Consider the following 25,217-nt stretch of genomic DNA (forward strand, 5'->3'; position numbering starts at 1 on the left):
GGTGCGGGTCCTCTGTTTCCGGGTACGGACGGATTCCCGGCCCTCACAGCACCCGGCGCCTGCGTCCCAGCCAGGTCTGCGCGATCACGACGACGGCCAGGAAGGCACCGCTGACCACCTGTTGGTAGGCGGAGTCCAGGGAGCCGATCTGGTTGATGACGTTCTGGATGACCTTCAGGAGCAGCACCCCGACGAGCGAGCCGCTGATGAAGCCGAACCCGCCGGTGAGCAGGGTGCCGCCGATGACGACCGCGGAGATCGCGTCCAGCTCCATGCCCGAGCCGAGGATCGTCACGCCCGACGCGAGCCACGCCGCGTTGAGCGCTCCGGCGAGTCCCGCGCACAGCCCGGAGAGCGTGTAGACGGAGATCTTCGTACGGGCCACGGGGGCGCCCATCAGAGCCGCCGCGTCCTCGTTCCCGCCCACCGCGTACACGTACTGCCCGAACCGGGTGCGCCGCAGGACCACGGCGCCGAGCACGAACAGTGCCACGGTGATCCACACGGGCACGCCGACGCCGAGAAGCGAGCCCTGCCCGAGCTTCGCGAAGAAGGACCCCTTGCCCACCAGATACGTCCGGGAACCCTCGTCGGTGACCGACAGCAGGAGGCCCCGGGCTCCCAGCATCGAGGCCAGCGTGACGATGAACGGGGCGAGACGGGAACGGGCGATCAGCAGGCCGTTGACGAAGCCGATCAGTCCGCAGACGGCCAGGGGCAGCAGCAGCGCGGCGACCGCTCCGTACCGGGACGCCCAGGCGGCGAGCACACCGCCGAGCGCGAAGAGCGAGCCCACCGACAGATCGATGCCACCCGTGATGATGACGAAGGTCATGCCGAGCGCGACCACGGCGAGGAACGCCGAGGAGAGCGCCATGTTCTCCAGGTTGTCGCCGGTCAGGAAGGTGTCGAAGCTGAGTGACGCCGCGGTCATCGCCACGATCAGGGTGACCAGCGCGCCGTGCTGCTGGGCGAGGGCGCTCAGCCGTTCGGAACGGCCGGCGCCGGCCGCCTCGTCCTCGGCCGTGTTCTTCGCGCGCACCGGGATGTCCACGTCGGTCGTCATCGCTTTCCTCGTTCCCGAGCCGCGTAGACGGCGAGGACGATCACCGCGGCCTGGGCGATCTGGGTCCACGACGGCGGCAGATCGTGCTTGATGAGGGTGGTGGTGAGCAGCTGGATGAGCACGGCGCCGGCGACCGTGCCGCCGATCCGGACACGGCCGCCGCTCAGCGGTGTGCCGCCGACGACGACCGCGGTGATGGCCGACAGCTCCATCAGGTTGCCGAGCGAGGACGGGTCGCTCGCGGTGAGCCGGGCGGTGGCGAGCACGCCCGCGACGGCCGCGAGGACGCCCGAGCAGACGTACACGAGGATGAGGACACGCCGTACCGGAAGTCCGGCGAGCCGTGCCGCGGGCCGGCTGTCGCCGATGGCGAGCAGACTGCGGCCGAAGGTCGTGCGGCGGACGACGAATCCGACGAGCAGCGCGAGGGCCGCCGCGATCAGGACGACATAGGGGACGCCCAGGACGTCGCCGGAGCCGAGGTCCGCCATGGCCGGGTCGTGGACGTCCTTGAGCTGGGGGAGCAGCACCAGGGCCAGCCCGCGTCCGGCGACCATCAGGGCGAGTGTCGCGACGATCGGCTGGACGCCGACGAACGCGATGAGCGCTCCGTTCGCCACGCCGACCACGGCACCGCCCACGAGCGCGGTCAGGACGGCGATCCCGGGCCCGTAGCCGAGGTAGAGGGACAGGAGCGAGGTGGACAGGGCCATCACCGAGCCCACCGCGAGGTCGACGCCCTCGCTGCCGATCGCCAGGGCCATGCCGAGCGCCACGATCAGGACCGGGGCGACCTGGACCGCCTGGGTGCGGAAATTCTCGGTGGACAGGAAGTGCGGGGTGAACACGGTGTTCACCAACAGCAGGACCACGACGCCCAGATAGACGCCGTACTCCTGGAGCAGGGACAGCAGGCGGTCGCGGTCGGCGGTCACCCGACCGAGTGTCAGATCAGTCATCGTGGTCTCCCGGGCCGGTGGCCTCACCGGTGGCCGCGGCCGTGACGGTGGGGGCGGCGGGTGCGGTGGCGATGGCGCGCATCAGCCGGTCCTCGGTGACGGCGTCGCCGGTCAGCTCCTCGACGACCGCCCCGTCCTTCAGGACGATCACCCGGTCGCTGCCCTCGATGAGTTCCTCGGGGTCGGAGGAGATGAGCAGGACGCCCAGTCCGTCCTCGGCCAGTTCGTCGATCAGCTTCTGCACCTCGGCCTTGGCGCCGACGTCGATGCCCCGGGTCGGCTCGTCGAGGAGCAGGACCTTGGGCTGCATGGCCAGCCAGCGGGCCAGCAGCACCTTCTGCTGGTTGCCGCCGGACAGTTCGCCCACCTTCTGGCGCGGGCTCGCCGCCTTGATCCGCAGGCGTTTCATGAACGTGTCGACGATCCGGTCGATACGTGCCTCGTCGACCAGGCCGAAGCGTGAGAGTCCGGGCAGCGCGGCGAGCGCGATGTTCTCCCGGACCGAGAGCCCCGGCACGATCCCCTCGGCCTTGCGGTCCTCGGGGAGCAGGCTGATGCCGGCCCGGATCGCGGCGGGCGTCGAGCCGGTGCGGACCCGCACACCCGCGACCACGACCCGCCCGGAGTCGACGGGCAGGGCGCCCGCGATGGCCTTCGCGGTCTCGGTGCGCCCCGAGCCGAGCAGCCCGCCCAGTCCCACCACCTCACCGGGCCGCACGGAGACGGACACGCCGTGCAGCTGGTGACGGATCATCATATCCGTTGCCTCCAGGACGGGTTCGGCCTCGGTGCCGTGACCGCCCGTGAACTTGGTCAGCCCCTCCTGCCGTACGTCCGCGATCTCCCGTCCCAGCATCAGCGCCACCAGCCTGAGCCGGTCGAGATCGGCGATGCGCCCGGTGTGTACGACCCTGCCGTCGCGCAGCACGGTGACCGCGTCGCAGATCTCGTACAGCTCGTCGAGACGGTGGCTGACGTAGATCACCGCGATGCCCCGCTCGCGCAGCATCCGGATCACCCCGAACAGGGTCCGCACCTCCCGGGGTTCGAGCGAGGAGGTCGGTTCGTCCATGACGACCACGCGGGCGTCGACCGAGACGGCGCGGGCGAGCGCCACCATCTGCTGTGCGCCGACGCCCAGTTCACGCAGCGGACGGCGGACGTCGACGTGGAGTCCGAGCTCGCCCAGCGCCTCCTCGGCCTGCCGGTGCATGCTCCGGAAGTCGATCAGGCCGAGGCGGCCGCGGGGTTCGCGGCCGAGGAAGAGATTGCGGGCCACGCTCATCAGCGGGACGAGGTTGACCTCTTGGTAGATGGTGGATATTCCCGCGTGCTGCGCCTGGAGCGGGGTGGCGAAACGGACCGGGGCGCCGTCGTACGTCACCTCGCCCTCGTCGGGCTGGTAGACGCCGGTGAGGACCTTGATGAGGGTCGACTTGCCCGCGCCGTTCTCGCCGATGAGGGCGTGCACCTCCCCGGCGCGGGCCGTGAAGTCCACCGAGGACAGGGCCTTCACGCCGGGGAAGGTCTTCGACAGGCCGTTCACTGACAACATGTCAGAAGGCCTTGCCCAGGTCGGCCTTGGCGTTGTCCTTGGTGTACGCGCTGTCCTGGATGACGATGTCCTGCGAGACCTTGTCGCCCTTGGTGAAGGTGTCCAGGGTCTGGAAGGCGAGCGGCCCGAAGCGCGGGTTGGACTCGATGACGCCGTCGATCCAGCCGTCGACGATGCCCTGGACGGCGTTCCGGGTGCCGTCGATCGTCACGATCTTCACCGCGCCCGGCTTCTTGCCGGCGCCCTTGAGGGCGTTGACCGCGCCGAGGCCCATCTCGTCGTTCTCGGCGTAGATCCCGGTGATGCCGGGCTTGGACTGGATGAGGTTCTCGGTGACCGACTGGCCCTTCTCCCGGGCGAATTCGCCGGTCTGCCTGAAGACGATCTTGAGGCCGGGGGCCTTCTCCTTGATGCGGTCCTCGAAGCCCTTGGTGCGTTCGGTCGTCACGTTGTTGCCGGCCGCACCGAGCAGGATGGCGATCTCGCCCTTGCCGCCGGTCGATTCGATCATCTGGTCCGCGGCCCGCTTGCCCTGTTCCACGAAGTCGGAGCCGATGAAGCTCACGTAGTCCTTGCAGGCGGTGGCGTTGATCTTGCGGTCGATGGTGATGATCGGGATGTGCTTGGCCGCCGCCGAGCGCAGGACCGGTTCCCAGCCGTCGGAGTTCAGCGGCGCGATCACCAGGAGGTCGGCGCCCTTGGCGATGAGGTCCTGTACGTCGCTGATCTGCTTCGAGAACTGCGACTGGGCGTTGGACGTCAGCAGTTTCACGCCCTCCTTGGCCGCCTCGGCCTTGATCGACGCGGTCTCGGCGATCCGGAAGGGGTTGGCCTCCTTCTCGGACTGGGAGAAGCCGACGGTGGCCGACTTCAGGTCGATCTTCTTGGCGCCGTAGGCGTCGATGGCGCAGGTCGGGCCCGAGCCCGTGGAGGGTGAGGCGACGACCTGGCCCTGGTCGCTCGCTCCTGCGGAGCTCGTGTCCTTGCCTGCGGTGTCGTCCTCGGACTTCGCGCATCCGGAGACGAGCGCGAGGCTCGTGATGAGGCCGGTGGCGAGGAGGGTCCTGGCGGAGGTGCGATGACGTGGTGCGAGCGGCTTCATGGAGTCCCCAAACGGCGCGGCCCCGGCGCTGAGAGCGCTCCCGGGGATGATCGGCTCTTGCGGTCAACTCGGTGTACTCGTCGTTCCGGGGAGGTTTTTACATCGTTGGAAGAGACCTGTAAAGCCCTCCACCCGAATCCCGTCAGCGCCGGCCCAGCGTGCTCTCGCGCTCGATGAGCCGGAAATCGGCGGTCAGTTCACGTCCTCCCGGCTCGGTCCGGCCCGACAGGCTGCGCAGCAGGGAGGCCACCGCCATCCGCGCGATGGCCTGTTTGTCCGGCGAGATCGTCGTCAGGGTGACCGCGCCGAACCGCCCCTCCTCGATGTCGTCGAAGCCCACCACCGCCACGTCCCAGGGAACCCGCAGGCCCCGCTCGTGCAGCACCCGCATCGCACCGATCGCGACCAGGTCGTTGTACGCGAAGACGGCGTCCGGACGCACCCCGGAGTCGAGCAGCCGGGCCATCGCCCGCGCCCCCTCGTCGCGGTCCCAGCCGCCCACCGGGACCACGAGCTCGTCGGGCGCCGGAACCCCGGCCTCCGTCAGCTCCGCGCGCCAGCCCGCCAGGCGCAGATGCGCCGGCCGGTTGGCCGAATCCGTACGGGCCCCGAGGTAGGCGATCCGCGAGCGTCCCCGGCTCAGCAGATGGCGTACCGCGCTGCGCGCGGCGGACACGTTGTCGATCGCGATGTGGTCGTAGGGCAGTTCGTACTCCCGCTCGCCGAGCAGCACGAGCGGCACGTCGTCGGTGCGCGAGCGCAGGTCCTCGTCCTCCAGCTCCAGCGGACTGAGGATCAGACCGTCGATCACATTGGCCCGGAACCCCTGGCTGACCAGCACCTCCTGCTCCCGGTCGCCGCGGGTGTGGTCGAGCAGCACGGTGAACTCGTGCTCGGTGGCGGCGTCGATGACCGCCCCCGCCAACTCGGCGAAGTACGGGTTGCCGAGTTCGGGGACGGCGAGGGCGATGATGCCCGTGCGCCCTTTGCGCAGATGGCGTGCCGTGAGGTTCGGCCGGTAGCCCAGCTCGTCGATGGCGCCCTGGACCCGGGCCCGCATGGCCGGGGTGACGTGCGGATAGTTGTTCACGACGTTCGAAACCGTCTTGATCGAGACGCCGGCGTGTTCCGCGACGTCCTTCAGGCTGACCCGCAAGGGATCTCCTCTTCATCGATGTGCGCCCCTGCCACCTGGGCGTTTGTCATGACCCTGGACAGAGACCGGGACCCGTGCTGTGATGCCCACTCCCGCTACTTCCAACGTTGTACAGACTGAAGCAACGAGCCGCCACCCTTCCTCAGCCAAGGAGGATCCGTGCGCAAAAGCAGACTCCGAACTCACCTGGCACTTCTGATCGTCGCGGTACTCGGTCTCGCGGGACTCACCGCGTCCCCGGCCGCGACCGCCGCGGACGACCCCGTGGAAGTCCACGGGCTGAAGGGTGAGTACTACACCCAGTCCGCCCCCGGTGCCTTCGACTTCCACGAGCTCAAAGCCACCGGATTGGACACCAACCTCGATTTCGACAACCTGGAGCCCCGGCTCGCCTTCGCCACCGGGCAGTCGGACGACGTCAACGTCCGCTGGACCGGCCGGATCGTCCCCGAGAAGACCGGCCCGCACACGTTCTCGATCATCGGCGACAACGGCTTCCGGCTCTGGGTCGACGGACACCTCGCCATCGACCACTGGGTCGACGACTGGGACCGCGAACAGACCTCCCAGCCCATCGACCTGACCGCGGGACAGGCCTACGACATCAAGGTCGAGTACTTCGAGCACTTCGGCGGCTCCAACCTCCATCTGCGCTGGACCCCGCCCGGCGGCCCCAAGGCGGCGGTCCCGCAGTCGGCGTTCCGGCTGCCCGACGGCTACGCCTACGACGGCGCCACGGCCACGACCGTCCAGGGCGACGGCCGCACCTTGCGCCTCGACTTCGCCCAGCCGCTCACCGCACCCCCCGCGGGTCTCACCGACCACGTCGAAGCCGTCATCGGCGGTGCCAAGTGGCCGTTGGCCTCAGCGAAGTTGGACCCCGCGAACCCCAAGTCCCTCATCGTCGGCCTGAAGGAACCCGTCGTAGGCAACAAGTCCGGCACGGCCAAGGGAACCGCCGACCTGCGCTACGACGGCAAGGGCGGTCTCTCCGCGGCGAACGGCAACGTTGTCAACGCTTTCTGGAGCAGCGGCCCCAACCGCTCCACCCATGAACTGCGGACCAAATGGGCCGACCAGGTGGAGGCCGGCAAGGCCCGCACCGAGTACCCCAGGCCCCAGCTCACCCGGGCCGACTGGCGCGACCTGAACGGCTCCTGGCAGTTCGCCGCCGCCAAGGCGGGCGAACAGCCGCCGGTCGGCAAGAAGCTCGCCGAGAAGATCCGCGTGCCCTACCCGGTGGAGTCCCAGCTCTCCGGCATCGAACGGCACGAGGACCGCATGTGGTACCGGCGCACCTTCACCGTCCCCCGGGACTGGAAGGTCGGCTCCGGCAAGAACCTCCGACTCAACTTCGGCGCGGTCGACTGGCGGGCCGAGGTCTACGTCAACGGCACCAAGGTCGCCGAACACCAGGGCGGCTACGACAAGTTCAGCGCCGACATCACCGCCGCGCTCAAGCCCGGCCGCACCCAGGAACTGATCGTCGGCGTCTACGACCCGACCGACGCGCAGGGCGGCGAGAACCCGCCGGTCGGCAAGCAGCGCCTCGACCCCAGCGGCATCTGGTACACCCCGTCCTCCGGCATCTGGCAGACGGTGTGGATGGAGCCCGTGGCCTCCGACCACGTCGACTCCCTCAAGCTCACTCCCGACGTCAAGAACGGCAGGCTCACCGTCGAGCCGAAGGGCGTGCGGGACGGAGTGCCGGTCACCGCGACCGCGTACGCCGGACACCGCAAGGTCGCCACCGTGAAGGGCCGCACCGGGCAGCCGCTGGTCCTGAGGATCACCGACCCGCACCTCTGGTCACCTGACGACCCCTTCCTCTACGACCTCAAGGTGAGCGTCGGCGCCGACCGCGTCGGCAGCTACTTCGGCATGCGGTCCATCGCCGTGGAGCAGGTGAACGGAACCCCGCGCACCGTCCTCAACGGCCAACCCGTCTTCATGATGGCCACCCTCGACCAGGGCTTCTGGCCCGACGGCCTGTACACCGCACCCACGGACGAAGCCCTCGCGTACGACCTGAAGGCGCACAAGCGGATGGGCTTCAACGCGGTCCGCAAACACATCAAGGTGGAACCCGACCGCTGGTTCTACTGGGCCGACCGGCTCGGCCTGATGGTCTGGCAGGACATGCCCGCCATGACCGCCGGAGTCGACCCGAGCGCCGCGTCCCGCGCCGAGTACGAGCGCGAGATGAAGCAGGTGATCGACGAGCACGTCAGCAGCCCCTCGGTCGTCATGTGGGTGACCTTCAACGAGGGCTGGGGGCAGTACGACGAAGCCCGTATCGCCGACCAGGCCAAGGCCTGGGACCCGACCCGCCTGATCAACTCCATGTCCGGCATCAACCTCGGCGTGGACGGCGGCACCGGCGACATCATCGACGAACACGGCTACCCGAGCCCCGCGCTGCCACCGAACCCGGACGGGAAACGGGCCCTGGTCAGCGGCGAGTACGGCGGTCTCGGACTCGCGGTGCCCGGACACGCCTGGTCCGTCCAGCAGTCCTACGTGGACGTCGACCCCTCGGCGTACACCGACGACTATCTCGCCCGCCTCGCCGAGGTGCACCAGCTCGCCTGCAAGGGCGGCAACGGAGCCGTCTACACCCAGATCTCGGACGTGGAAGGAGAACTGAACGGTCTGATCACCTACGACCGCAGGGTGGTCAAGCCCGACGTGGCCCGGCTGAAGGCCGCCCATGACGCACTGATCCACGACGCGTCCCAGGCGACACCGGCCCGCTGCTCCTGACGACCGGGCGCCCGGAACCCGCCTCCCCGCCGTTCCGCGCGCCCCCAACCACGGCCCCCTGACAGGCCGTCGGCGCGGTCCGCCCTCCTGCGAAGGACGGCGGACCGCGCCCGGGCGCGCGGTTCGCGCCCGCGTCCGGCGGCACGTCGGGCCGGACCGCGGCGGCCCACGACCGTTACTGTCGGCGGCATGGACGGTGATCGCCCAGGGTGGCGCGCGTGTTTGCTCAGCGGGGCGGTGTTCGCCGTGTGCATGGCCGGCACCACGCTTCCGACCCCTCTCTACGGCCTCTACCAGGAGAAGTTCGGCTTCTCCGAGCTCACCGTCACCATCGTGTACGCCGTGTACGCCTTCGGGGTCATGGGCGTACTGCTGCTCGCGGGCAACGCGTCCGACACGGTGGGCCGACGCCCGGTGCTCCTGTGGGGCCTCGGCTTCGCGGCGGCCAGCGCCGTCTGCTTCCTGGCCGCCACGGGGCTGGGCTGGTTGTACGTGGGGCGGCTGATGTCGGGCCTGTCCGCGGGCCTGTTCACCGGGGCAGCCACCGCCTACGTGATGGAACTGGCCCCGCCCGGCGGCGCCGCGCGGGCCACCTTCATCGCGACGGCCGCCAACATGGGCGGACTCGGCTGCGGACCGCTGCTCGCGGGGATCCTCGCGCAGTACGCGCCCTGGCCGCTGTACCTGCCGTTCGCCGTCCATCTGGCCCTGGTGGCGATCTCGGCCGCCGTGGTCCTGCGGCTTCCCGAGACTGTCCGCGAACGCCGCCCGCTGAACACCGTACGACCCCAACGGCCGGGCCTGCCCGCACAGGTGCGGCCCGTGTTCACGCCGCCCGCGATCGCCGCGTTCGTGGGCTTCGCCCTGTTCGGGGTGTTCACCTCGGTCAGCCCCGCGTTCCTCGCCGAGTCCCTGGACGTGACCAACCACGCGGTGAGCGGACTGGTCGTCGCCCTCGCCTTCTTCGCCTCGACGGCGGGGCAGCTCGCTGTCGGCCGGGTCGGCCCGGGACGGTCCCTGCCCCTGGGCTGCGCCGCACTCCTCGCGGGTCTCGCCCTCCTCGCCGGCGCGCTCCACTGGGACCTGATGGTCCTGGTGGTACTGAGCGCGATCGTCGGCGGAGCCGGCCAGGGCCTCGCGTTCCGCGGAGCGCTGACCACCGTCGCCCAGGCCTCGCCCGAACACCAACGCGCGGCGGTGATCTCCACCCTCTTCGTGGTCGCCTACGCGGGCATCTCCGTGCCGGTGATCGGAGTGGGCGTACTGGTGGGCCCGCTCGGCCTGGAGGGCGCCGGCCTGGTGTTCATCGCCTGCATGGCCGTCCTGGCGTCGATCGCGGGGGTCTATCTTCTACGGCAGCGGACTGCGGCGGAGGCCTAGGGCGTGGCTCGGGAGTGGATCCCTCCAACGGTCGATGGCCGCGCGCTGCGGCGAGGTCGAGGAACGGCGGACGGGTCATTCCCCGTTCGTCGGACGACCGGACCTGGTGATCGACCTGGTGCGGAGACTGATGGCGGAGCCGAGGACGGTCGACCCGTGGCGAACCGCGAGTCCTGAGGGATCCCGGGTCCAACTCCGTTGACATACCTGCTCCTTGCCCCTCGCGCTCGGCTCAGTACGGCCGCGCGCGGAACCAGCTGCTCCCGTGGTGGCGTGGGCGGTCGCCCCGTTCGTGGGCCGCGTCGGAGCGGTCCTCGGGTGCCGACAGCGCGGCCTGGAGCCGGAGGGTCGCCAGGCCGGCCAGTACGTCGTCACGGTGCTCGGCGGTCTTCATCCAGGCCGGCAGCCGGGCGAACATCGCCATCGTCGGGGAGGCACGACGTTCACGCAGCCGGGCGCCCACGAAGGCGGCCAGGGCGTCGACGTGCTCCACGTCGTAGGCCCACAGAATCCGTCCCGCGCAGCGGGTCTGAAGCCACAGGGGACGCCGGAAGAACGGGTCCTCGGTACCGCCGGGCACCGCGCCGACCAGGGCGCCACCCCGCTGCTCGGCCGTCCGGTCGGCGACCGTGGCGCAGCCTGGGCAGACGAGTCGGCGCGGCTGGAAGAGCAGCTCGGCGAAGTACTGCGGCGCCTCGACGCCGGGCCGGGGGACGACGAGGGCACGGCCGCCGCACTTCGGGCAGACCACGAGGATCCGCCCGGTGAACCGGGCGAGCCACGTGCCGTCGTCGCGATGGCGGACGGGACCGGGGTGCTCCGGCTCGGTGCTCATGACGAACACCCTGCCAGCTCCGCCCGGCCCCCGGCGACCGAGATACGGCGCGCAGCGCAGGCTGTACGAGACCGGTCGCGGGCGGTGCGGGGGCCGGCGGAGTTCTGGCCGGTTTCGAGCCGTGAACGCCCCTCGCGACGCGGGGGAGTTGCCGATTTCACGGCTCACGCGTGACTGATTATGATCTTGGCCATGTCTGTGCAGAACTCCGACAAGGCCCTGTCGCGCAAGCAGCGACTTCAAGAGAAGCAGCGTCGTCAGCTGGCGGTGGTCGACACCGTGGACAAGGCCGAGGCCAAGGTCCGCAAGGCCGAGGTCGAGGTCGCCATGGCCGTCGCCGAGGCGGTGCAGGTGTTCGGCGGCGTGCAGGAGGCGTCCGAGGGTCTCGACATGCCGATCCAGACGGTTCAGCGCTTCCTCGGCATGGCCAAGGACGAGGCGGCCGCCGCCAGTGTCGCCGAGGTCGTGGGCGCTCCCTGAACCTCTCCCTCGTAGCCGGCCTTCGGGAGGACCCGAGGCCGGCTTCGGTGTGCACGGAGGCAAGTCCCGCCCCCTGAAAGGCTGCTGGCCCCGAACGGTCCGGCAGTCCGGTCGCGGCCGCTCGGACACCCGTACCGGGACCGGGCACCCGGTGGGGCTCGGACGGCACCTCAAGCCGATGAAGTGCCCTCGGCCCGCGGTGAGGCCGGCGCACCCTCTCGGATCTCGTGCAGCGCCTCGTCGAACATGCCGCGGGCGCGCGTGAACCAGTCCGCCAGCACGGCGATCTCCTCCGGTCCGTACTCGCCGAACAGGGACGCCAGCCGCTGATAGACAGGGCCGTAGATCTCGACAACGCGTTCCTGGGCGGTCTCCTCCATCACCACGTACACGCGCCGGCGGTCGCCCGGGTCCGCGGTGCGCCGGATGTAGCCGGCCTTCTCCAGACGGTTCAGGACCCCCGTGACCGCGCCCGTGGTCAGTCTGGCCCGTTCCGCGAGATCACCCGCGACCAGTGACTCGCCGGCCGTCGAGGCCTCCACGAGGAAGCCCAGGCAGGTCAGGTCGGTGACGTTCAGGCCCATCCGGCGGGCGACGTCCTGCTGCCCGAACTGGGCGGTGGCGATCATCCGGTCCATGGCGTAGAGCGCCTGCTCCGCCGTCGCTGCCGGGCGAGCCTTGTGATCACTCACGAGTCCTCTTAGTATCTAAGATAATTAGCTCGCGAGATAAGAGATCTCGCGACGGGGTCAGCCCTACCATCTTCACAGCTCTTGAGGAGCGCGATCATGTTCATCCACGGTGACGACGACCACGACTTGGGCCACACCGTGGCCGGCTGGACCGGTGCGGGGATCGCGACGCTGGGATTCGGGCTGTCCGGGGTCGCGGTGGTGACGGCGTCCGGGCTCCTCGCGCTCGCGGGGGCGGCGGTGCTGGTCCTGGCGTTGCTGAGCACGTGGGTTCTCCACCTGACCGGCTGGGGCAAACCGAGCGGGCCCCGCCCGGCGGGCCAGTGGGACTGGCGCGTGAGGGACGCCGCCGCCAGGGACGGCCACGCCGACTGCGTCGGCTGCCGCCTCGCGGGCCGACGGCCGTCTCGCCGACGGGCCGCGGCCCCCACCGCCGAGCCCGCCGTCGCCGACGCCTGAGGCGAAGGGAAGACGCCGGCGTCGTGTCCCAGCGGGTGCCGAACCAGGGGTCAGTCACGGGCACGGGTGTGATCGCGGGAGCATCCCATGCCCGGCCGCGGCCGGAATCGGGTCCCCGGCGTGGAGCCGCATCGTGCGTCACACGGTCTCGGGTGCGTGTGCGATCGCCAGCAGCGCCACGTCATCGGCCATGCTGCCGCCCGTGTGCTGGTGCACGTCGGCCAGCAGGGCGTCGAGGAGGGCGTCCGGACGGGCGTGCCGCAACAGGTCGGACCTGCGGGCCGGCTCGTAGAACTCGCCCTTCGCGTCCCGGGCTTCCGTGAGTCCGTCGGTGTAGAGCAGCAGAGTGGCGCCCTTCGGGAACGTGACCGTGTCGACGTGCTCGGGACCGGCGGCCAGAGAGGTCAGGCCCAGGGGCAACGCCGGCCGGCTCGGTTCGACATATCGCACGGCACCCGGCAGCAACAACATGGGTGCGGGGTGACCGCGGTTGACCAGCCGGACCTTGTTCCCGTGCCGGGGGAACTCCGCGACCACGCTGGTGATGAACCCTTCGAGTCCGGTCACGCCCCCGGACTGTTCGATCTCGAGGGCGACGGCTCGCTCCAGTCGTTCCACGAGCGCGGTGAGGCTGGGTTCCTGCATGGCCGCCTCACGGAAGGTGCCGATGCTGTCGGCGACGGCCCTGACCGCGTTCAGACCCTTTCCGCGCACGTCGCCGATCACGCAGCGCACCCCGAACGGCGTATCGACCACCGCGTAGAGGTCTCCGCCGATCTGCGCGTCCGACTGCGCCGCCTCGTAGCGGGCGGCGAACCGCAGCGGCCCGCACGCCTTCGGCGGGTCGCGCAGGACGGCCCGCTGGACCGTGGCGGCGATGTCACGCGCCGACTGGAGCTGTGCGTGCAGGTGATGCAGGAGACGATGGAGGAAGGCCGAGATCACCGCCACCGTCGCGACCATGGCCAGTTCGCTGTACGCGGTGGCCGTCCCGCGGAACCCGAAGTAGCCGAACATGGCCAGGTCGAGAAGGAATGCCGCCACTCCGGTGAGGACGGTGCCGCGCAGGGAGAGCAACGGAGCGGCCGTGAGGATCGCGGCCGCGTAGAGAGCGGCGGCACTGACCGTGGGCGGCGTGACGAAATCGATCACCACGGCCGCGCACAGCAGAACCACCGGCAGCAGTGGCCTCCACCTTCCCAGCCGGTGCCACACCGTCAGCCCGGCCACACGCTGCTCCAGACGTCGACTGATCTTCCGGCCGCTCAGGCTATGGGTCGGCCGCCCGCCAGGCCGCCCCATCCCCCCGCGGCTCGCACGCCACGCGGAGGCTATGACCCGAACGCCGCACACCGGAGAGGCGCGCGCGGCGGATGATCCGGCGACGAGTGCCATCCACACAGGGCCCTTAGCACACGGATCGCTGGCCGCCCCGCAACTCCCGGATTCGCGCCCCGTGGCGTCCCGGCCGCCCGCACGATGCGGCATCCGGTACGGACGAAGAGGGGATCCGTGGCTCGTCGCACCAACACGTCCTGCCTGGGTATGGCCGTCAAGGGCTATCTGCTCCTGAACCTGTGGACGGCCATCGGCTACGCCCTGGCACTGCCGGTCACCCTGCCCGACCTGATGGCGGCTCAGGATCCACCGCTGCACGTCAAGGGCCCGGTGCAGTACGCGGTCCTCTACGGTGTGCCCGTCGTCGCCGCCGCGGGCGTGGCCCTGTTCGCGAGCCGCCGACGGTCCGTCGCCCCATGGGCCGTCGTCGCCCGCGCGGCGGCGGTGCTCGTGCTCGGTCAGATCGCCGCGCACGGGGCCGAGGCCGGCTTCGACGCGCCCGAGTGGAGTGCGCGCGCGATGGCGCAGTGCGCTGCCGCCGGACTCACCGCGTACCTGTGCCTCGTGGCGTTGCGCCGGTGGGACGACCGTGGTCTCCCCGCGGGAAGCCGTCGCCCGGGGCCGGGCGAGATCTGGCACGCCGTGGTTCCGTTCCGGGACAACGCGGGCAGCAAGGAACGCTACTGCCTGGTCGTCAGGAGCCGTCCCCACTACGCGGAGGTCCTCAAGATCACCAGCCAGAACAAGGACCACCGCGGCGACCACATCCGCATGCCCAACGATGGCTGGGACCACACCTCCGGCAAGGACCACTGGGTCGAGATCGGCCTTCAACCGCTCAGAGTTCCCTACCGGGACTTCACCGACGGACGCCCCAAGGGCCGTTGCCCCCGGCCGGTCTGGCGCCGGCTGCGCGCCCAGAGCCCGGCACCCGAGGCGTCCGTGGTGTGAGCATTCCGCACTTTCGCGGGTCACAGCTACGACACGAAGCGTTGATGATCATTCACTCCAAGTCACGCAGGCGCCAGACTGGCGGCGCTCAAGACCGTCCTTGGGGGGACCATGCACGCAAGAACCGATGGCGTCGGCCTCGCGACCGCGCCCGCCCGCTGCTGCTCCGCCGCCGATCGACAAGGCAGAGCCGTACGCGCCGACGGAGCCGCGGCTTCCAGGCCCGTGGACCGCTCGCAGGCCGGCTGGATGATCCGGTGCGCCGGACACCGGACCGGAACGATCAACTAGCCAGCTCGTGCAGAGGGGATCCACCATGCAACACCGTGCCGTCATCGTCGCCGTCACCACCGCCACCGCCCTGCTCGTCCCCGTCCTCGGCGCGTGCAGCAGCGCCTCGCAGTCCAAGCGTTCCAAGTCCTCGCCCTCGTACGCCGCCGACAGCATCAACGCGCGCTGCCTGGCGCAGGACTGGCCCCAGCCCATGCCCGACGTCCAGGGCGAACCGTTCGACCCGCTCGGCAAGGACCTGAAGTGCTTCGGCAGCATCCAGGCCATCGCGCCCGACGGACATGACGTGATGACCGACCCGAGCAGCGGGCTGGGTGCCTGGACCGTCGTTTCCAGCAGTCCCGGCCCCGGTGCCAAGGTCCGGATGTCCACGCCGATATCGCTCGAACTCCGGAGAGGCTGACAGCAGAAGGAGCGCGAGCGCCGCCCTCGCCCCACCCGGGCGAGGGGGCGTCCGGTCGTGGCACACTCGCCGTCCGTCCGGCACACACCGAGCCGCCCGTTGATGTCAGTGCCGCCTGCGAGACTCGTTCCATGATTCCGAAGCTGCCCCTGGACAGCCCTCGTTGGCGTGGTCTTGACGGTGTGAAGGTCGAGGAGCTGCGGGTACTCCTGGACCAGTTGGCCTCCGCGGCCGCCCCCGGGGGCGGCGACGCGTGGCTGCGGACCTGGAGAGACCTGTCCGGCGCCCTCTTGGATGACGGAGTCGTCGCCGACGGGGCCTACGCGGCGCTGCCACATCTCGTCGAGGCGGCAGCGGTCCTTCCTCCGGGACAGACCGTGGACTTGTGGGTGGACCTCGGATTCATGGTGACCGCCGACCACCGACCCCCCGTCCCGGCCGATCTCGCGGCGGGCTTAGGTGCCGCACTGCGGCTGGCCGAGCGGGCGGCGACCCGAAGCCTCCTCGCGGCCGGTACTCCCGGGCGGGTCTGTGCCCAACTCGCCCTCTCCTGCGTGGCCTTGGCCGGACACCCCATCGGCGAGGTGCTGTGGCAGTTCCCGGATCACCTCGAAAGCGGCCTCCTGTTGTCGTGCCCCGCCTGCGGAAGCGACACGGAGATCCCCGACCTTTTCGTGGACCCGGAGCGGCCGCCCCTCAATGCTCCGCAGTTGCCCGACGCCGCCCGAGTTCGGCGAGAAGGGCATCCCTGGGGCGAGGCTGCCGCGGCATTGCGGGAGGAGGTGCTGGGGGAGGGCTGGGAACCCTTCCTGCGGATGGCGCGTGACGTCGCGGCGAGAGGGGTGTCCCCTGAGACACCAGGACAGTCCGTCCTGTGTCTGGTCGCCGGGATGGTCGCCGTCAGGGGGACCCCGCAGGGGGCCGCGGCGGACCTGGCCCGCGGGCTGATGTCGCTCACCGGGCACTTCCGCTGCTGGGACTGCGAGCGTACGTGGACGATCGCGGACGGCCTGGTGGCGAACCCGGACGGCGCGCACGCCCCACACCGCCCGGCTCGGGTCCTGACGGACTCCGGCGGGTCGGCTGACGGGGGGCGATCAGCGGCGGCCGGAAGAACCGGCCGGGCGGCGATCCGGTTCCGGCAGGAAGGGAACGCGGTCGTCGCGGCCGACGGCACACCCTGGGGCCGTATCTCGGTGTTCTCCGATGCCGTGCCCGGTTCGTCCGGAGGCGTCGACGCCCTGGCGGTGGTCTCCCGCCCCGGTCGGCCGACCCTTGTGGGCGGCGGCGGGGACAAGGGCGTGGTGTGCCTGTGGGACGCGACCGACGGCCGACTCGTCCACGATCCGCTGCCGGGACATCCTGACGCCGTCCGCTCGATGACGACCCTGCCCCTGCCCGACGGCCGCGTCCTGCTGGCGAGCGGAGGGGACAGCGGGACGATCGCCGTGTGGAATCCCCTCACCGGGCAGCCGGTTCGCGAACCGGCCGGCGCCTGGCCCGGCGGGGTGACCACGATGTGCGCCGCCGTCGTCCCCGACGGCCGCACACTGCTCGTCACCGCCACCCCCAGAGGCGCCGTCAAGATGTGGGAACCGGACACCGGCGAGTGCGTCAAACACCTCAACCCCTACGGCAGTCCGATCCGGTCGGTCACCGCCGTCCCGATCTCCGCCCACCACACGCTGATCGTGGCCTCGGACACCGCGGGCCGCGTTCACGTGTGGCATCCGGCCGTCGACGACCCCTGGGACCGCGGCGCGGCCGTGCAACTGAGCGCACGCGCGCTCGCCGATGCCGACCATCGGGCGGCGGCCGTGGAGGCTGTCCTGACATCCGACCGAGCCATGCTGGCCACGGCGGACGACCTCGGCGCCGTCATGCTCTGGGATCCCGCCACCGGTGCCCGGGTCGGCGATGGCCTGCCCAGCTCCACGGGCACCGCCGGCCCGCCGCTCATCACCGCCGCCACCCTCCAAGGAGGCACCACGGTCCTGGTGACCGGCACCCGACTCGGTCACCGGCTGCGGGTGTGGGAACCGGAGACCGGCGTGGTGCGGCACATCGCCCTGGATGTGTCGCTCACCTGCCTGGCCACCGCGGGCGCGGACCTGATCGTCGGACATGACCGCGGAGTCCTCGGTCTCCCGCTCACCCGGCGAACGCCGGAGGGCGGACTGCTGTGTGGGGAGGGTAAGCCATGACGGATGTCGAGGTGAGCGACAGAACGCTGTGGAGAGTGCCGGGCGGGGGCGTGCTCCACCACACACCGGCGATGGCCGACGGCGCCGTCCACGTGTTTGACGACCTCTTCGGTCTGGCGGCGATCGACGCGGACACCGGACAGCGGCGCTGGACCCTGCGCGCCGACGCCGGAATCGGAACATCACCGGTGGCCGACAACGGCGTTGTGCACTTCGCCGACACGCCGACACGCCGCCGCTCACGCGACCACGCGTCGAGCCGCTGGTCGGAGGGCTGTCGTCGACGGGATCGCAAGGGGTCGCCGGTATGCTGCGGCAGTGCGCACGGTCGAGGCTTTGCTGGACGAGGCGGCGGACCTGGTCGTCCGGGAGGCCTGGCAGCGGCTGGCGGATGCGGGGCTGCCCTCGCAGGCTCGCCACCCATCGCCGACCAACAGCCCCCACGTGACCCTGGCCGCCTGCGGCGAGTTGACTGCTCCGATTCGCTGGGAGCTCGCTGAACTGGCTGCCGCTCTGCCGCTACCGGTGCGGCTTGTCGGCGTGGTCCGCTTCGAACGGCCCACCTCGGTGCTGGGCTGGGCGTTGGACCTCGACTCCACGCTGGCGAGTTTGCACCGCCGGGTGTGGGAGGCCGTCGCCTCGGACAGTCCACCCGGCACCCTCAACCCCTTGCACGAACCCGGACGCTGGAGCCCCCACATCACCCTCGGCCGGACCCGGCGGGCCGGTGCCTTCGCCGACCGGCGAATCCCCGAGCTGCTGCCGGCGCCTCCGGTGTCGGTCCGGCTCACCGCCTTGCGCAGCTACGACACCGAAACCGGCGCCCTGGAACTGCTGGAACCCCACTCCCATGGGCGGCGATGACGGGTTCCAGTGCCGCATCAGGCAGATGCGACGAGGTTTCCCAGGAAGCGCGAGGAACACTCCATGGGTGTTCCTCGCGCATGACGTCGGGGCCGCGATCAGCGAGCAGGAAACCGGTTCGAGTTTCGGAGGTTCGACTTCCGGGAGGCTACTGGGCCGTGGTCTTCGCGGCCGTTTCGACGAGGCGGGTCACGACGTCGGGGTGAGAGATCATGACGACGTGGGAGCCGTTGACCTGGACCGTGTGGGAACCGGCGCGGCGGGCTTCGAAGCGTTCCAGGTCGGCACCGATGGCTTTGTCCTGCTTGGCGACCAGGGCCCAGGACGGGATGGTGTGCCAGGCCGCTGCGGTGGGGGCGTCCTCGAAGGCGGAGGCGCTGATGGGACGCTGCTCGACGGCCATGATCCGAGTCTGGGACTTGGGCAGATCGGCGGCGAACACAGTGTGGAACTGGGCCGGATCGATGGTGAGTTCGATGCCGGTGGAGCCGTCGGCGTTGGAGAACGGTGCGGGGCGCAGGGCGGGCTGGAGTTGCGAGTCGTGGGACCTGGAGGCGAGTTGACCGAGGGCCTCGCCCCGGTCGGGCATGAAGGCGGCGATGTAGACGAGAGCCTTGACGTCGGGATCACCGGCGGCGGCCTGAGTGATGACCGCGCCCCCGTACGAGTGTCCGACCAGGACCACGGGTCCCTTGATGTTGTTCAGGACGCCGGCGATGTAGGTCGCGTCCTGGGGCAGACCGCGCAGCGGATTGGCCGGGGCGTCGACCTTGTAGCCGTCGTTCAGGAGGCGCTTCACCACACCGTTCCAGCCGGACGCGTCGGCGAAGGCGCCGTGGACCAGGACGACCGTCGGCTTCGGGCGCGACTGGCTGCTCTGGTGTGCGGAGGCTGAGGGGGCGAGGGAGAACGACAGCAGGCCGAGTAGACCGGCTGCCGTGGCGGCGGCCCAGCTCGAACGTCGTGCGCGCATGGGAATTCCTCTGAGGATGGGGGTGCAGGCTGCCGCCGGATCACCTTGGCCATGATCCTGCCGATCTCTGGGCAAACCTGTTGATTTTCGGCCAAGTCAACATCCGAAAATGGGCGTCGACTTCCCGCGGGAACCTGGTGTCGCGTATCCACTCGGATGGGCCATCCGGCCGCCGCATCGTGTCCGGTCAGCAGGGGAGGTGGTGGGCGCGGCTCGCCGTCACCGCTTGAGGAACGACGCCTGGAGCGCGGTCGACGTCTCCACGAGCAAGCGGGGCACGGTTGTATGGCAGGCGATGACGGACGGCAGGGAAGCGGTCGGCCTTCGGGACGAGAATTGACCTTGCCGCGACGAGGCGATCGCCCCATCATCTGCGCATGGACGATACGCCGAGCCGTGTCCCGACCGCCCTGCCCTCATTGCGTTCCAAGGCGCGCGACGCGGGCTTCATCATGTCCAGTGAAGACCGCACAGGAAGCCTCCTGGCAGCATTGGCCGCCGCTCGGCCCGCGGGCCGGATCCTCGAACTCGGCACCGGCTTCGGAGAAGGCACCGCCTGGCTCCTCGGCGGCATGGACCTCGATTCCTGTCTGACCACCGTCGAACTCGACCCCGCCCTCCAAGTCTTCGCCCAAGCACAACTGGGCGCCGACCCGCGGGTGACGTTCGTCTGCGGAGACGGCGGGACATGGCTGGAAGACTTCGACGACGCCCCCTTCGACCTCGTCTTCGCGGACACATGGCCGGGCAAGTTCACCCACCTCGACCGGGCCCTGGAACTCGTGGCTCCCGGTGGGATCTACTTGATCGACGACCTCTTCCCCCAGCCCGGTTGGCCGGAGGGCCACGAAGCATCCGTCAAACGCCTTCTGGCCGAACTGGACGAACGCGAGGACTTCCGGTGCGTCCGCATGGCATGGGCCGGCGGCCTGCTGATGGCAGTGCGCACAGCCTGACGGTCAAGAGTCGACCGCGAGGGTGAGCCGGCGCGAGACGGCGACCCGGGAGCGGTGCTCCGCCGCCTCGCGTGATCCCACGTGACAAGTCTGCGTGCCAGTCACCCGATACCGTTCGGCGTCCGAGCCTCACCCGACGAGCGTCGCCTTCGGGCGTACGACGCAGAACTCGTTCCCCTCGGGATCGGCCAGCACGGTCCACGACTCCTCGCCCTTCTGGCCCACTTCCGCCCGGCGGGCGCCGAGGGCCAGGACGCGTTCGATCTCCGCTTCCCGGTCCCCGGCCGCGGAGGTCAGATCGAGGTGCAGCCGGTTCTTGACGACCTTGCCCTCCGTCACCGGCATGAAGCAGATGCCCACCGGCGCCGCCTCGTCCGGCCCGATCACGACCTCCCGCTCCCGTTCGGAGAGGATCCGCCAGCGCAGCACCTCGGCCCAGAACCGGGCCAGCGAGGGGAGGTCGTGCGCGTCGATGACGATGTGGTGCAACGCGAGGGGCATATCGGTCAATGTGCCCTGACTTCGCGGGCGTGGCAGCGCTGGAAGGGTGTCAGGGCGGCATCTGGCGGACGAGAGGGGCCCGTACGGGCGTACGCAACGACTCCGGAGATCTCCCTGAGCTGTACATGCGGCTCCGGGGATCTCCCCGAGCCGTACGCGCGGGTCCCGAGGTCTTCCTGAGTGGTGCCTACTCCGTGTCCGTCCGGAAGTAGTGCCCCTTGTCGAGGTCCTCGATCAGGCCAGGACCGGTCGGGGCCCATCCCAGCAGCTCGCGGGTCCGCTCGCTGGAGGCCGGGCTGTCGAGGCCGATGAATCCGGACAGCCAGGTGAAGTGCTCGGCCGCCTCCTCGGCGGGGACGGAGCGGACGGGCGCATCGAGGTGGCGGCCGATGACCTCGGCGACCGAGCGGAGCGGTACGCCGTCCTCGGCGCTCGCGTGGAGGACCGATCCCGCCGGAGCGCCCTCCAGGGCGAGGCGGAAGAGACAGGCGGCGTCGTCGCGGTGCGTGGCCGGCCAGCGCTGTGTCCCGTCGCCGATGTAGCCGGCGAAACCCTTGTCCCGGGCTATGGCGATCAGAGCCGGCATGAAGCCGCCGTCACCCTCGCCGTGCACGGTCGGGGGGAGTCGTACGACGGACGAGCGGACGTTCCGGTCGGCGAGGGCGAGCGTCACATGGGCGGTGCCCATACGGGTCCGCGGGCCGCCCGGCAGATGCGCGGGCGTCTCGTCCGGCGTCCGCCCGTCCGCCTCGGTGCTCACGCGGCCCGGGGCCAGTCCGACCAGCCCCGACGCGATGACGAGCGGCCGCCCGGAACCCGCGAGGGACTCGCCGAGGGCCTCGACGGCGCTCCGGTCCGCGTCCGCCGCGTCCTGGAATCCGCCCGAGAAGGCGAGGTCGTGCTTGAACGCGAGGTGGATCACGCCGTCCGACGCCGCGGCCGTCTCGCGCAGGAGGTCGAGGTCGTCGAGGGTGCCGGGGACCGCGTCGGCCCCTGCCTTGGCCAGGGCCGCGGCCGAGCCGTCCGAGCGGGCGAGCCCGACGACCTGGTGTCCGGCGCCGATGAGCTCGGGTACGAGTGCGGAGCCGATCCATCCGGATGCCCCGGTGACGAAAACACGCATGAGAAAGCCTCCCGTCCGGGGTCGCCCTCGCGCCGTGAGGGCGGGTCGGGGCGACCCGGCGATGTCAGTGACTGTCATCAAACGTAGCACCCGATGTCAGTGACTGTCATCGAAGCGCGACCTCCGATGTCAGTCACTGCCGTCGAGTACGATGCCGGGCATGGGTCGATGGCAGCCGGACGCGCGCGGCCGCCTCGCACGGGCGGCACTGGAGCTCTACGTCGAGCGAGGGTTCGACCGCACCTCGGTGGCGGAGATCGCCGAGCGGGCGGGGCTGACGGAGCGGACGTTCTTCCGGCACTACGCGGACAAGCGCGAGGTGCTCTTCGCGGGGTCGAGCGAGTTGGGGGACGTGCTCGCCGGTGCCGTGGCGCGTGCCCCGCAGTCCGCCACCCCGCTCGATGCCGTGGCGTTGGCCCTCGACGGTGCCGCGGCCGTACTGGAGGCCCGCAGGGAGCACGCCCGGCAGCGGCAGTCCGTCATCGACGCCAACACCGAGTTGCAGGAACGCGAGCTGATCAAACTCGCCTCGCTGTCCGCGACGCTCACGGACGCGCTGCGGCAGCGTGGTGTCGACGAGGCCTCCGCGGGGCTCGCCGCGGAGGTGGGGATCGCCGTCTTCAAGTTCGCCTTCCGGCGCTGGGTCGATCAGATCGGAGACAAGGAACTGGCCCAGTTCATACGGGAGTCACTGGCCGGTCTGAGGGCAGTGACCGCGGACGCGTGACGCCCCCGCCGGGACGGCTCGAAGTCGGCGCCGGGGAAGGGAAGTTCACTCTTGCTTCCGAGCCACGTCGCGCCAGGAAGGCCCCGGGCCCGCGCCCGTGAACACCGCACAATTGGCGCGCGCCGCGAAGAGCTCCCGCAGTACGGTCTGGCGATGGACGAACCGGATGGATACTTCGGCGAGCGCGTCGCGGCAACCTACGACGAGTCGTCGGGGGACATGTTCGAACCCGGCGTCATCGACGCGACGGTCGGCTTCCTGGCGGACCTGGCCGCCGATGGACGGGCCCTTGAGCTGGGCATCGGGACGGGGCGCGTCGCGTTGCCGCTGGCGCGACGCGGAGTCCCGGTCCACGGCATCGACCTGTCACGGGCGATGGCCGCCCGGCTGCGCGCCAAGCCGGACGGTGACGCGATCGACGTCACGATCGGTGACTTCGCCACGACGAGAGTGGAAGGGATGTTCTCCCTCGCCTACCTGGTCTTCAACACGATCATGAACCTCACCACGCAGGAGGAACAGGTCGCGTGTTTCCGCAACGCGGCGGCCCACCTGGAGCCCGGGGGCTGCTTCGTCATCGAGGTGGCGATCCCCGAACTGCGCAGACTCCCGGCGGGCCAGAACGTCGTGCCCTTCCAAGTGAGCCCCACACGATGGGCGTTCGACATCTACGACGTCGCCACCCAGGCGACGAGCTCGAACTACGTCGAGGTGGTCGACGGCCGCGGTGAGTACCGATCCATCCCGTTCAGGTATGTGTGGCCCTCGGAACTCGACCTGATGGCCCAGCTCGCCGGCCTGCGACTGCGCGAACGATGGGACGGCTGGACCCGGGACCCGTTCACGAGCGACAGTCGCCGTCATGTCTCGGTCTGGGAGAAGCCCGCCCCCTGACCGCGGAGCCGGCCGGGCGCTCCGAGGGGCGCGTCCTCAGGGCAAGAGCACGATCTTGCCGTGGGTCCGCCGTAGTTCCAGCTCACGGAACGCGTCCCGGACCCGCTCCAGTGGGTACGTCCGGGCGATCGGCACCTCCAGCTCTCCGCGCGCCGCGAGCCGGGCCAGTTCGCCGACCACCACCGCGCAGGCCGCCGCGCCCTCGCCGTATGTGTGTGCGCCGACCCGGGCCGCCGCCTCCCAGTCGCGGATCGTATCGATCCGCCCCGGCCGCACGCCCAACTCCACGGCCAGGTCCACGTATCCGTCGCCGAACGTGTCGATGAACGCGTCGACCGTCCCGCCCGCGGCCTCCCGAATCCGCTCGGCCACGCCCTCGCCGTAGCTGACCGGGACGACCCCCCGCTCCTTGAGCCAGGCGTGGTTCCGCTCGCTCGCCAGCCCGATCACCGTGGCACCGCGCCGCCGCGCGAGCTGCACGGCGAGGGACCCGACGCCGCCCGCCGCGCCGGACACCACGACGGTGTCGTCCGGCCCGGGGTCAACCGCGAACACCGTGGCGTACGCGGTCGTGCCGGCCACGTAGAGCGACCCGGCCACCTCCCAGGGAAGCCCCTCAGGACGCGCCGCCAGCTTCACGTCCTCCGCGATGACGAACTCCGCGTGGCTCGCCCTGTCGTGCGTGAAGCCCAGGACCTCGTCGCCCAGCGCGAAGCCCCGGACGTGCGGGCCGGTCTCGACCACGACTCCGGCCAGATCGCTTCCCTGCCCCGAGGGGAAGACGGCAGGCCGGCGCCGGTGCCGTGCGCCCTCGCGGATCATCGCCTCACCGGGCTGGATCCCGGCGGCGCGGACTTCGACCAGCACCTCCCCGGGGCCGGGCGTCGGCCGCTCCACGTCCTCCACCCGGAGCACGTCGATCCCGCCGTACTCGTGGAACCGGACCGCCTTCATCCTGTGATCACCGCTCTTCCTCGTTCGGGCGAAACGGGGGCGCCGGAGCCTGTGAGGACCGGGCGGCGACCATGACTTCGGAGTCAACTGCCGTGCGGGGCAGTAGTGTTCCCGCGTGCAAGCCAGGCCGGCCGGCCACGCAGACCGAGAGGACTTCATGTCTTCGGACCCCGGTACCACCCGTCAGTTCGCCGAGCGGCCCTGGTTCGCGGCCAACGAGATCCTGGCGTTCGTGGTGGAGCTCGCCGCGATCGCCTGCCTGAGCTGGTGGGGATTCACCCTCGGCCATGGCCGGCTTCTTCCCGTCGTGGCCGGCCTGGGGGTGCCCTTGGCGGCCGTCGTGCTCTGGTCGCTGTTCGCGGCGCCGAAGGCGCGGCTGCGGCCGGGGCTGCCCCTCGTACTCGTCGTCAAGGCGGTGGTGCTGGGCGGCGGCGCGGCGGCCCTGTACGGAGTGGGGCATCCCGTGGCCGCGGTGGTCATGGCGGTCGTCGTGGTCGCGAACACGGCGGTCGCCGAAACGCTCCGCCGCACCGTGCCGGGCCCACCCGTGGGGCCGGACGGCGCGAGCGGCTCGCCGGAGTCCGGCTGAGG

At 70.6% G+C, this 25,217-nt stretch carries 24 protein-coding genes and 1 pseudogene; 13 read left to right on the forward strand and 12 right to left on the reverse strand.

All coding sequences use genetic code 11. The features are described 5' to 3' along the window. Window positions 1-43: 43 nt before the first annotated feature. From ACZ4AA_RS16255 to ACZ4AA_RS16275, 5 genes are all read right to left on the reverse strand, one after another. On the reverse strand, window positions 44-1,066 hold the full coding sequence (locus tag ACZ4AA_RS16255) for an ABC transporter permease (RefSeq protein ID WP_467601626.1): 1,023 nt from the start codon (window positions 1,064-1,066) through the stop codon (window positions 44-46). Further along, window positions 1,063-2,025, reverse strand: a complete 963-nt coding sequence (locus ACZ4AA_RS16260; RefSeq protein ID WP_467601628.1) for an ABC transporter permease — start codon at window positions 2,023-2,025, stop codon at window positions 1,063-1,065. The genes ACZ4AA_RS16255 and ACZ4AA_RS16260 overlap by 4 nt, the downstream gene beginning before the upstream one ends. Continuing rightward, window positions 2,018-3,580 carry a sugar ABC transporter ATP-binding protein gene (locus tag ACZ4AA_RS16265; RefSeq protein ID WP_467601630.1) on the reverse strand — a complete coding sequence of 521 codons (1,563 nt, stop codon included), beginning with the start codon at window positions 3,578-3,580 and terminating at the stop codon, window positions 2,018-2,020. Before ACZ4AA_RS16265 ends, ACZ4AA_RS16260 begins: the two co-directional genes overlap by 8 nt. Before the next feature lies 1 nt (window position 3,581). Further along, window positions 3,582-4,682 (reverse strand): ABC transporter substrate-binding protein, encoded by a 1,101-nt coding sequence (locus tag ACZ4AA_RS16270; RefSeq protein WP_467601632.1) that lies wholly within the window; start codon window positions 4,680-4,682, stop codon window positions 3,582-3,584. Between the two features lie 142 nt (window positions 4,683-4,824). Beyond that, window positions 4,825-5,838, reverse strand: a complete 1,014-nt coding sequence (locus ACZ4AA_RS16275) for a LacI family DNA-binding transcriptional regulator (protein WP_467601634.1) — start codon at window positions 5,836-5,838, stop codon at window positions 4,825-4,827. A 159-nt stretch (window positions 5,839-5,997) separates the two neighbouring features. Between ACZ4AA_RS16275 and ACZ4AA_RS16280 the strand changes: the two genes are divergently transcribed. Both ACZ4AA_RS16280 and ACZ4AA_RS16285 read left to right on the forward strand, forming a co-directional pair. After that, window positions 5,998-8,601 carry a PA14 domain-containing protein gene (locus ACZ4AA_RS16280; RefSeq protein ID WP_467601636.1) on the forward strand — a complete coding sequence of 868 codons (2,604 nt, stop codon included), beginning with the start codon at window positions 5,998-6,000 and terminating at the stop codon, window positions 8,599-8,601. A gap of 189 nt (window positions 8,602-8,790) precedes the next feature. Continuing rightward, window positions 8,791-9,981, forward strand: a complete 1,191-nt coding sequence (locus ACZ4AA_RS16285) for an MFS transporter (protein ID WP_467601638.1) — start codon at window positions 8,791-8,793, stop codon at window positions 9,979-9,981. A gap of 232 nt (window positions 9,982-10,213) precedes the next feature. Here ACZ4AA_RS16285 and ACZ4AA_RS16290 read toward each other — a convergent pair whose 3' ends face one another. Then, entirely contained in the window at window positions 10,214-10,816 is a 603-nt protein-coding gene (locus ACZ4AA_RS16290) for a hypothetical protein (RefSeq protein ID WP_467601640.1), read from the reverse strand. Between the two features lie 192 nt (window positions 10,817-11,008). Between ACZ4AA_RS16290 and ACZ4AA_RS16295 the strand changes: the two genes are divergently transcribed. Beyond that, window positions 11,009-11,296 carry a hypothetical protein gene (locus ACZ4AA_RS16295; RefSeq protein WP_467601642.1) on the forward strand — a complete coding sequence of 96 codons (288 nt, stop codon included), beginning with the start codon at window positions 11,009-11,011 and terminating at the stop codon, window positions 11,294-11,296. A 170-nt stretch (window positions 11,297-11,466) separates the two neighbouring features. Here ACZ4AA_RS16295 and ACZ4AA_RS16300 read toward each other — a convergent pair whose 3' ends face one another. Continuing rightward, entirely contained in the window at window positions 11,467-11,934 is a 468-nt protein-coding gene (locus tag ACZ4AA_RS16300) for a MarR family winged helix-turn-helix transcriptional regulator (protein ID WP_467602467.1), read from the reverse strand. 150 nt (window positions 11,935-12,084) lie between these two features. On the opposite strand from ACZ4AA_RS16300, the gene ACZ4AA_RS16305 reads away from it, so the two are divergent. Continuing rightward, a complete protein-coding gene (locus tag ACZ4AA_RS16305; RefSeq protein ID WP_467601644.1) occupies window positions 12,085-12,447 on the forward strand; it encodes an HGxxPAAW family protein in 363 nt (120 codons plus the stop codon). Window positions 12,448-12,585: 138 nt separating this feature from the next. Here the strand turns inward: ACZ4AA_RS16305 and ACZ4AA_RS16310 are convergent, their stop codons facing one another. Then, the gene (locus ACZ4AA_RS16310; protein WP_467601646.1) at window positions 12,586-13,677 is read right to left on the reverse strand and encodes a PP2C family protein-serine/threonine phosphatase; all 1,092 of its coding nucleotides are present in this window, start codon (window positions 13,675-13,677) and stop codon (window positions 12,586-12,588) included. 282 nt (window positions 13,678-13,959) lie between these two features. Between ACZ4AA_RS16310 and ACZ4AA_RS16315 the strand changes: the two genes are divergently transcribed. The 5 genes and pseudogenes from ACZ4AA_RS16315 to ACZ4AA_RS16335 all read left to right on the forward strand — a co-directional run bounded on the left by ACZ4AA_RS16315 (window position 13,960) and on the right by ACZ4AA_RS16335 (window position 18,498). After that, window positions 13,960-14,736, forward strand: a complete 777-nt coding sequence (locus tag ACZ4AA_RS16315) for a hypothetical protein (protein WP_467601648.1) — start codon at window positions 13,960-13,962, stop codon at window positions 14,734-14,736. Window positions 14,737-15,052: 316 nt separating this feature from the next. Then, entirely contained in the window at window positions 15,053-15,430 is a 378-nt protein-coding gene (locus ACZ4AA_RS16320) for a hypothetical protein (RefSeq protein ID WP_467601650.1), read from the forward strand. Between the two features lie 131 nt (window positions 15,431-15,561). Next, complete coding sequence (locus tag ACZ4AA_RS16325) at window positions 15,562-17,634, forward strand: WD40 repeat domain-containing protein (RefSeq protein ID WP_467601652.1); 2,073 nt, start codon at window positions 15,562-15,564, stop codon at window positions 17,632-17,634. Continuing rightward, window positions 17,631-17,837 (forward strand): annotated as a pseudogene (locus ACZ4AA_RS16330) (outer membrane protein assembly factor BamB family protein); the annotation flags it as partial. The gene ACZ4AA_RS16325 and the pseudogene ACZ4AA_RS16330, both read left to right, overlap by 4 nt. A 115-nt stretch (window positions 17,838-17,952) precedes the next feature. Next, window positions 17,953-18,498, forward strand: coding sequence for a 2'-5' RNA ligase family protein (locus tag ACZ4AA_RS16335; protein WP_467601654.1), 546 nt, complete (start codon window positions 17,953-17,955; stop codon window positions 18,496-18,498). A gap of 148 nt (window positions 18,499-18,646) precedes the next feature. On the opposite strand, the gene ACZ4AA_RS16340 is transcribed toward ACZ4AA_RS16335, so the two are convergent. After that, the gene (locus tag ACZ4AA_RS16340; RefSeq protein ID WP_467601656.1) at window positions 18,647-19,471 is read right to left on the reverse strand and encodes an alpha/beta fold hydrolase; all 825 of its coding nucleotides are present in this window, start codon (window positions 19,469-19,471) and stop codon (window positions 18,647-18,649) included. Between the two features lie 377 nt (window positions 19,472-19,848). Here ACZ4AA_RS16340 and ACZ4AA_RS16345 point away from each other — a divergent pair, with 377 nt between their 5' ends. Then, on the forward strand, window positions 19,849-20,427 hold the full coding sequence (locus ACZ4AA_RS16345) for an O-methyltransferase (protein ID WP_467601658.1): 579 nt from the start codon (window positions 19,849-19,851) through the stop codon (window positions 20,425-20,427). Window positions 20,428-20,556: 129 nt separating this feature from the next. Here ACZ4AA_RS16345 and ACZ4AA_RS16350 read toward each other — a convergent pair whose 3' ends face one another. Both ACZ4AA_RS16350 and ACZ4AA_RS16355 read right to left on the reverse strand, forming a co-directional pair. Then, window positions 20,557-20,928: a VOC family protein gene (locus ACZ4AA_RS16350; RefSeq protein ID WP_467601660.1), complete on the reverse strand. Its 372-nt coding sequence runs from the start codon at window positions 20,926-20,928 to the stop codon at window positions 20,557-20,559. A 187-nt stretch (window positions 20,929-21,115) separates the two neighbouring features. Next, window positions 21,116-22,051: an SDR family oxidoreductase gene (locus tag ACZ4AA_RS16355; RefSeq protein WP_467601662.1), complete on the reverse strand. Its 936-nt coding sequence runs from the start codon at window positions 22,049-22,051 to the stop codon at window positions 21,116-21,118. Between the two features lie 160 nt (window positions 22,052-22,211). Between ACZ4AA_RS16355 and ACZ4AA_RS16360 the strand changes: the two genes are divergently transcribed. Together ACZ4AA_RS16360 and ACZ4AA_RS16365 are read left to right on the forward strand one after the other, a co-directional pair. Continuing rightward, window positions 22,212-22,778: a TetR family transcriptional regulator gene (locus tag ACZ4AA_RS16360; protein ID WP_467601664.1), complete on the forward strand. Its 567-nt coding sequence runs from the start codon at window positions 22,212-22,214 to the stop codon at window positions 22,776-22,778. 153 nt (window positions 22,779-22,931) lie between these two features. After that, the gene (locus tag ACZ4AA_RS16365; protein WP_467601666.1) at window positions 22,932-23,672 is read left to right on the forward strand and encodes a class I SAM-dependent DNA methyltransferase; all 741 of its coding nucleotides are present in this window, start codon (window positions 22,932-22,934) and stop codon (window positions 23,670-23,672) included. Between the two features lie 36 nt (window positions 23,673-23,708). Here ACZ4AA_RS16365 and ACZ4AA_RS16370 read toward each other — a convergent pair whose 3' ends face one another. After that, complete coding sequence (locus ACZ4AA_RS16370) at window positions 23,709-24,626, reverse strand: NADP-dependent oxidoreductase (protein ID WP_467601668.1); 918 nt, start codon at window positions 24,624-24,626, stop codon at window positions 23,709-23,711. Between the two features lie 157 nt (window positions 24,627-24,783). Between ACZ4AA_RS16370 and ACZ4AA_RS16375 the strand changes: the two genes are divergently transcribed. Further along, complete coding sequence (locus ACZ4AA_RS16375) at window positions 24,784-25,215, forward strand: YrdB family protein (RefSeq protein ID WP_467601670.1); 432 nt, start codon at window positions 24,784-24,786, stop codon at window positions 25,213-25,215. Window positions 25,216-25,217: the final 2 nt, after the last annotated feature.

The organism is Streptomyces sp. NPDC024698 (assembly GCF_055559015.1).

Excerpts from the sequence above, each read along its gene's own strand:
- ACZ4AA_RS16255 (WP_467601626.1), bottom strand. The coding sequence starts at position 1,066 with ATGACGACCGACGTGGACATCCCGGTGCGCGCGAAGAACACGGCCGAG.
- ACZ4AA_RS16260 (WP_467601628.1), bottom strand. The coding sequence starts at position 2,025 with ATGACTGATCTGACACTCGGTCGGGTGACCGCCGACCGCGACCGCCTG.
- ACZ4AA_RS16265 (WP_467601630.1), bottom strand. The coding sequence starts at position 3,580 with ATGTTGTCAGTGAACGGCCTGTCGAAGACCTTCCCCGGCGTGAAGGCC.
- ACZ4AA_RS16270 (WP_467601632.1), bottom strand. The coding sequence starts at position 4,682 with ATGAAGCCGCTCGCACCACGTCATCGCACCTCCGCCAGGACCCTCCTC.
- ACZ4AA_RS16285 (WP_467601638.1), top strand. The coding sequence starts at position 8,791 with ATGGACGGTGATCGCCCAGGGTGGCGCGCGTGTTTGCTCAGCGGGGCG.
- ACZ4AA_RS16290 (WP_467601640.1), bottom strand. The coding sequence starts at position 10,816 with ATGAGCACCGAGCCGGAGCACCCCGGTCCCGTCCGCCATCGCGACGAC.
- ACZ4AA_RS16295 (WP_467601642.1), top strand. The coding sequence starts at position 11,009 with ATGTCTGTGCAGAACTCCGACAAGGCCCTGTCGCGCAAGCAGCGACTT.
- ACZ4AA_RS16300 (WP_467602467.1), bottom strand. The coding sequence starts at position 11,934 with ATGGACCGGATGATCGCCACCGCCCAGTTCGGGCAGCAGGACGTCGCC.
- ACZ4AA_RS16305 (WP_467601644.1), top strand. The coding sequence starts at position 12,085 with ATGTTCATCCACGGTGACGACGACCACGACTTGGGCCACACCGTGGCC.
- ACZ4AA_RS16320 (WP_467601650.1), top strand. The coding sequence starts at position 15,053 with ATGCAACACCGTGCCGTCATCGTCGCCGTCACCACCGCCACCGCCCTG.
- ACZ4AA_RS16325 (WP_467601652.1), top strand. The coding sequence starts at position 15,562 with ATGATTCCGAAGCTGCCCCTGGACAGCCCTCGTTGGCGTGGTCTTGAC.
- ACZ4AA_RS16340 (WP_467601656.1), bottom strand. The coding sequence starts at position 19,471 with ATGCGCGCACGACGTTCGAGCTGGGCCGCCGCCACGGCAGCCGGTCTA.
- ACZ4AA_RS16345 (WP_467601658.1), top strand. The coding sequence starts at position 19,849 with ATGGACGATACGCCGAGCCGTGTCCCGACCGCCCTGCCCTCATTGCGT.
- ACZ4AA_RS16350 (WP_467601660.1), bottom strand. The coding sequence starts at position 20,928 with ATGCCCCTCGCGTTGCACCACATCGTCATCGACGCGCACGACCTCCCC.
- ACZ4AA_RS16355 (WP_467601662.1), bottom strand. The coding sequence starts at position 22,051 with ATGCGTGTTTTCGTCACCGGGGCATCCGGATGGATCGGCTCCGCACTC.
- ACZ4AA_RS16360 (WP_467601664.1), top strand. The coding sequence starts at position 22,212 with ATGGGTCGATGGCAGCCGGACGCGCGCGGCCGCCTCGCACGGGCGGCA.
- ACZ4AA_RS16365 (WP_467601666.1), top strand. The coding sequence starts at position 22,932 with ATGGACGAACCGGATGGATACTTCGGCGAGCGCGTCGCGGCAACCTAC.
- ACZ4AA_RS16370 (WP_467601668.1), bottom strand. The coding sequence starts at position 24,626 with ATGAAGGCGGTCCGGTTCCACGAGTACGGCGGGATCGACGTGCTCCGG.
- ACZ4AA_RS16375 (WP_467601670.1), top strand. The coding sequence starts at position 24,784 with ATGTCTTCGGACCCCGGTACCACCCGTCAGTTCGCCGAGCGGCCCTGG.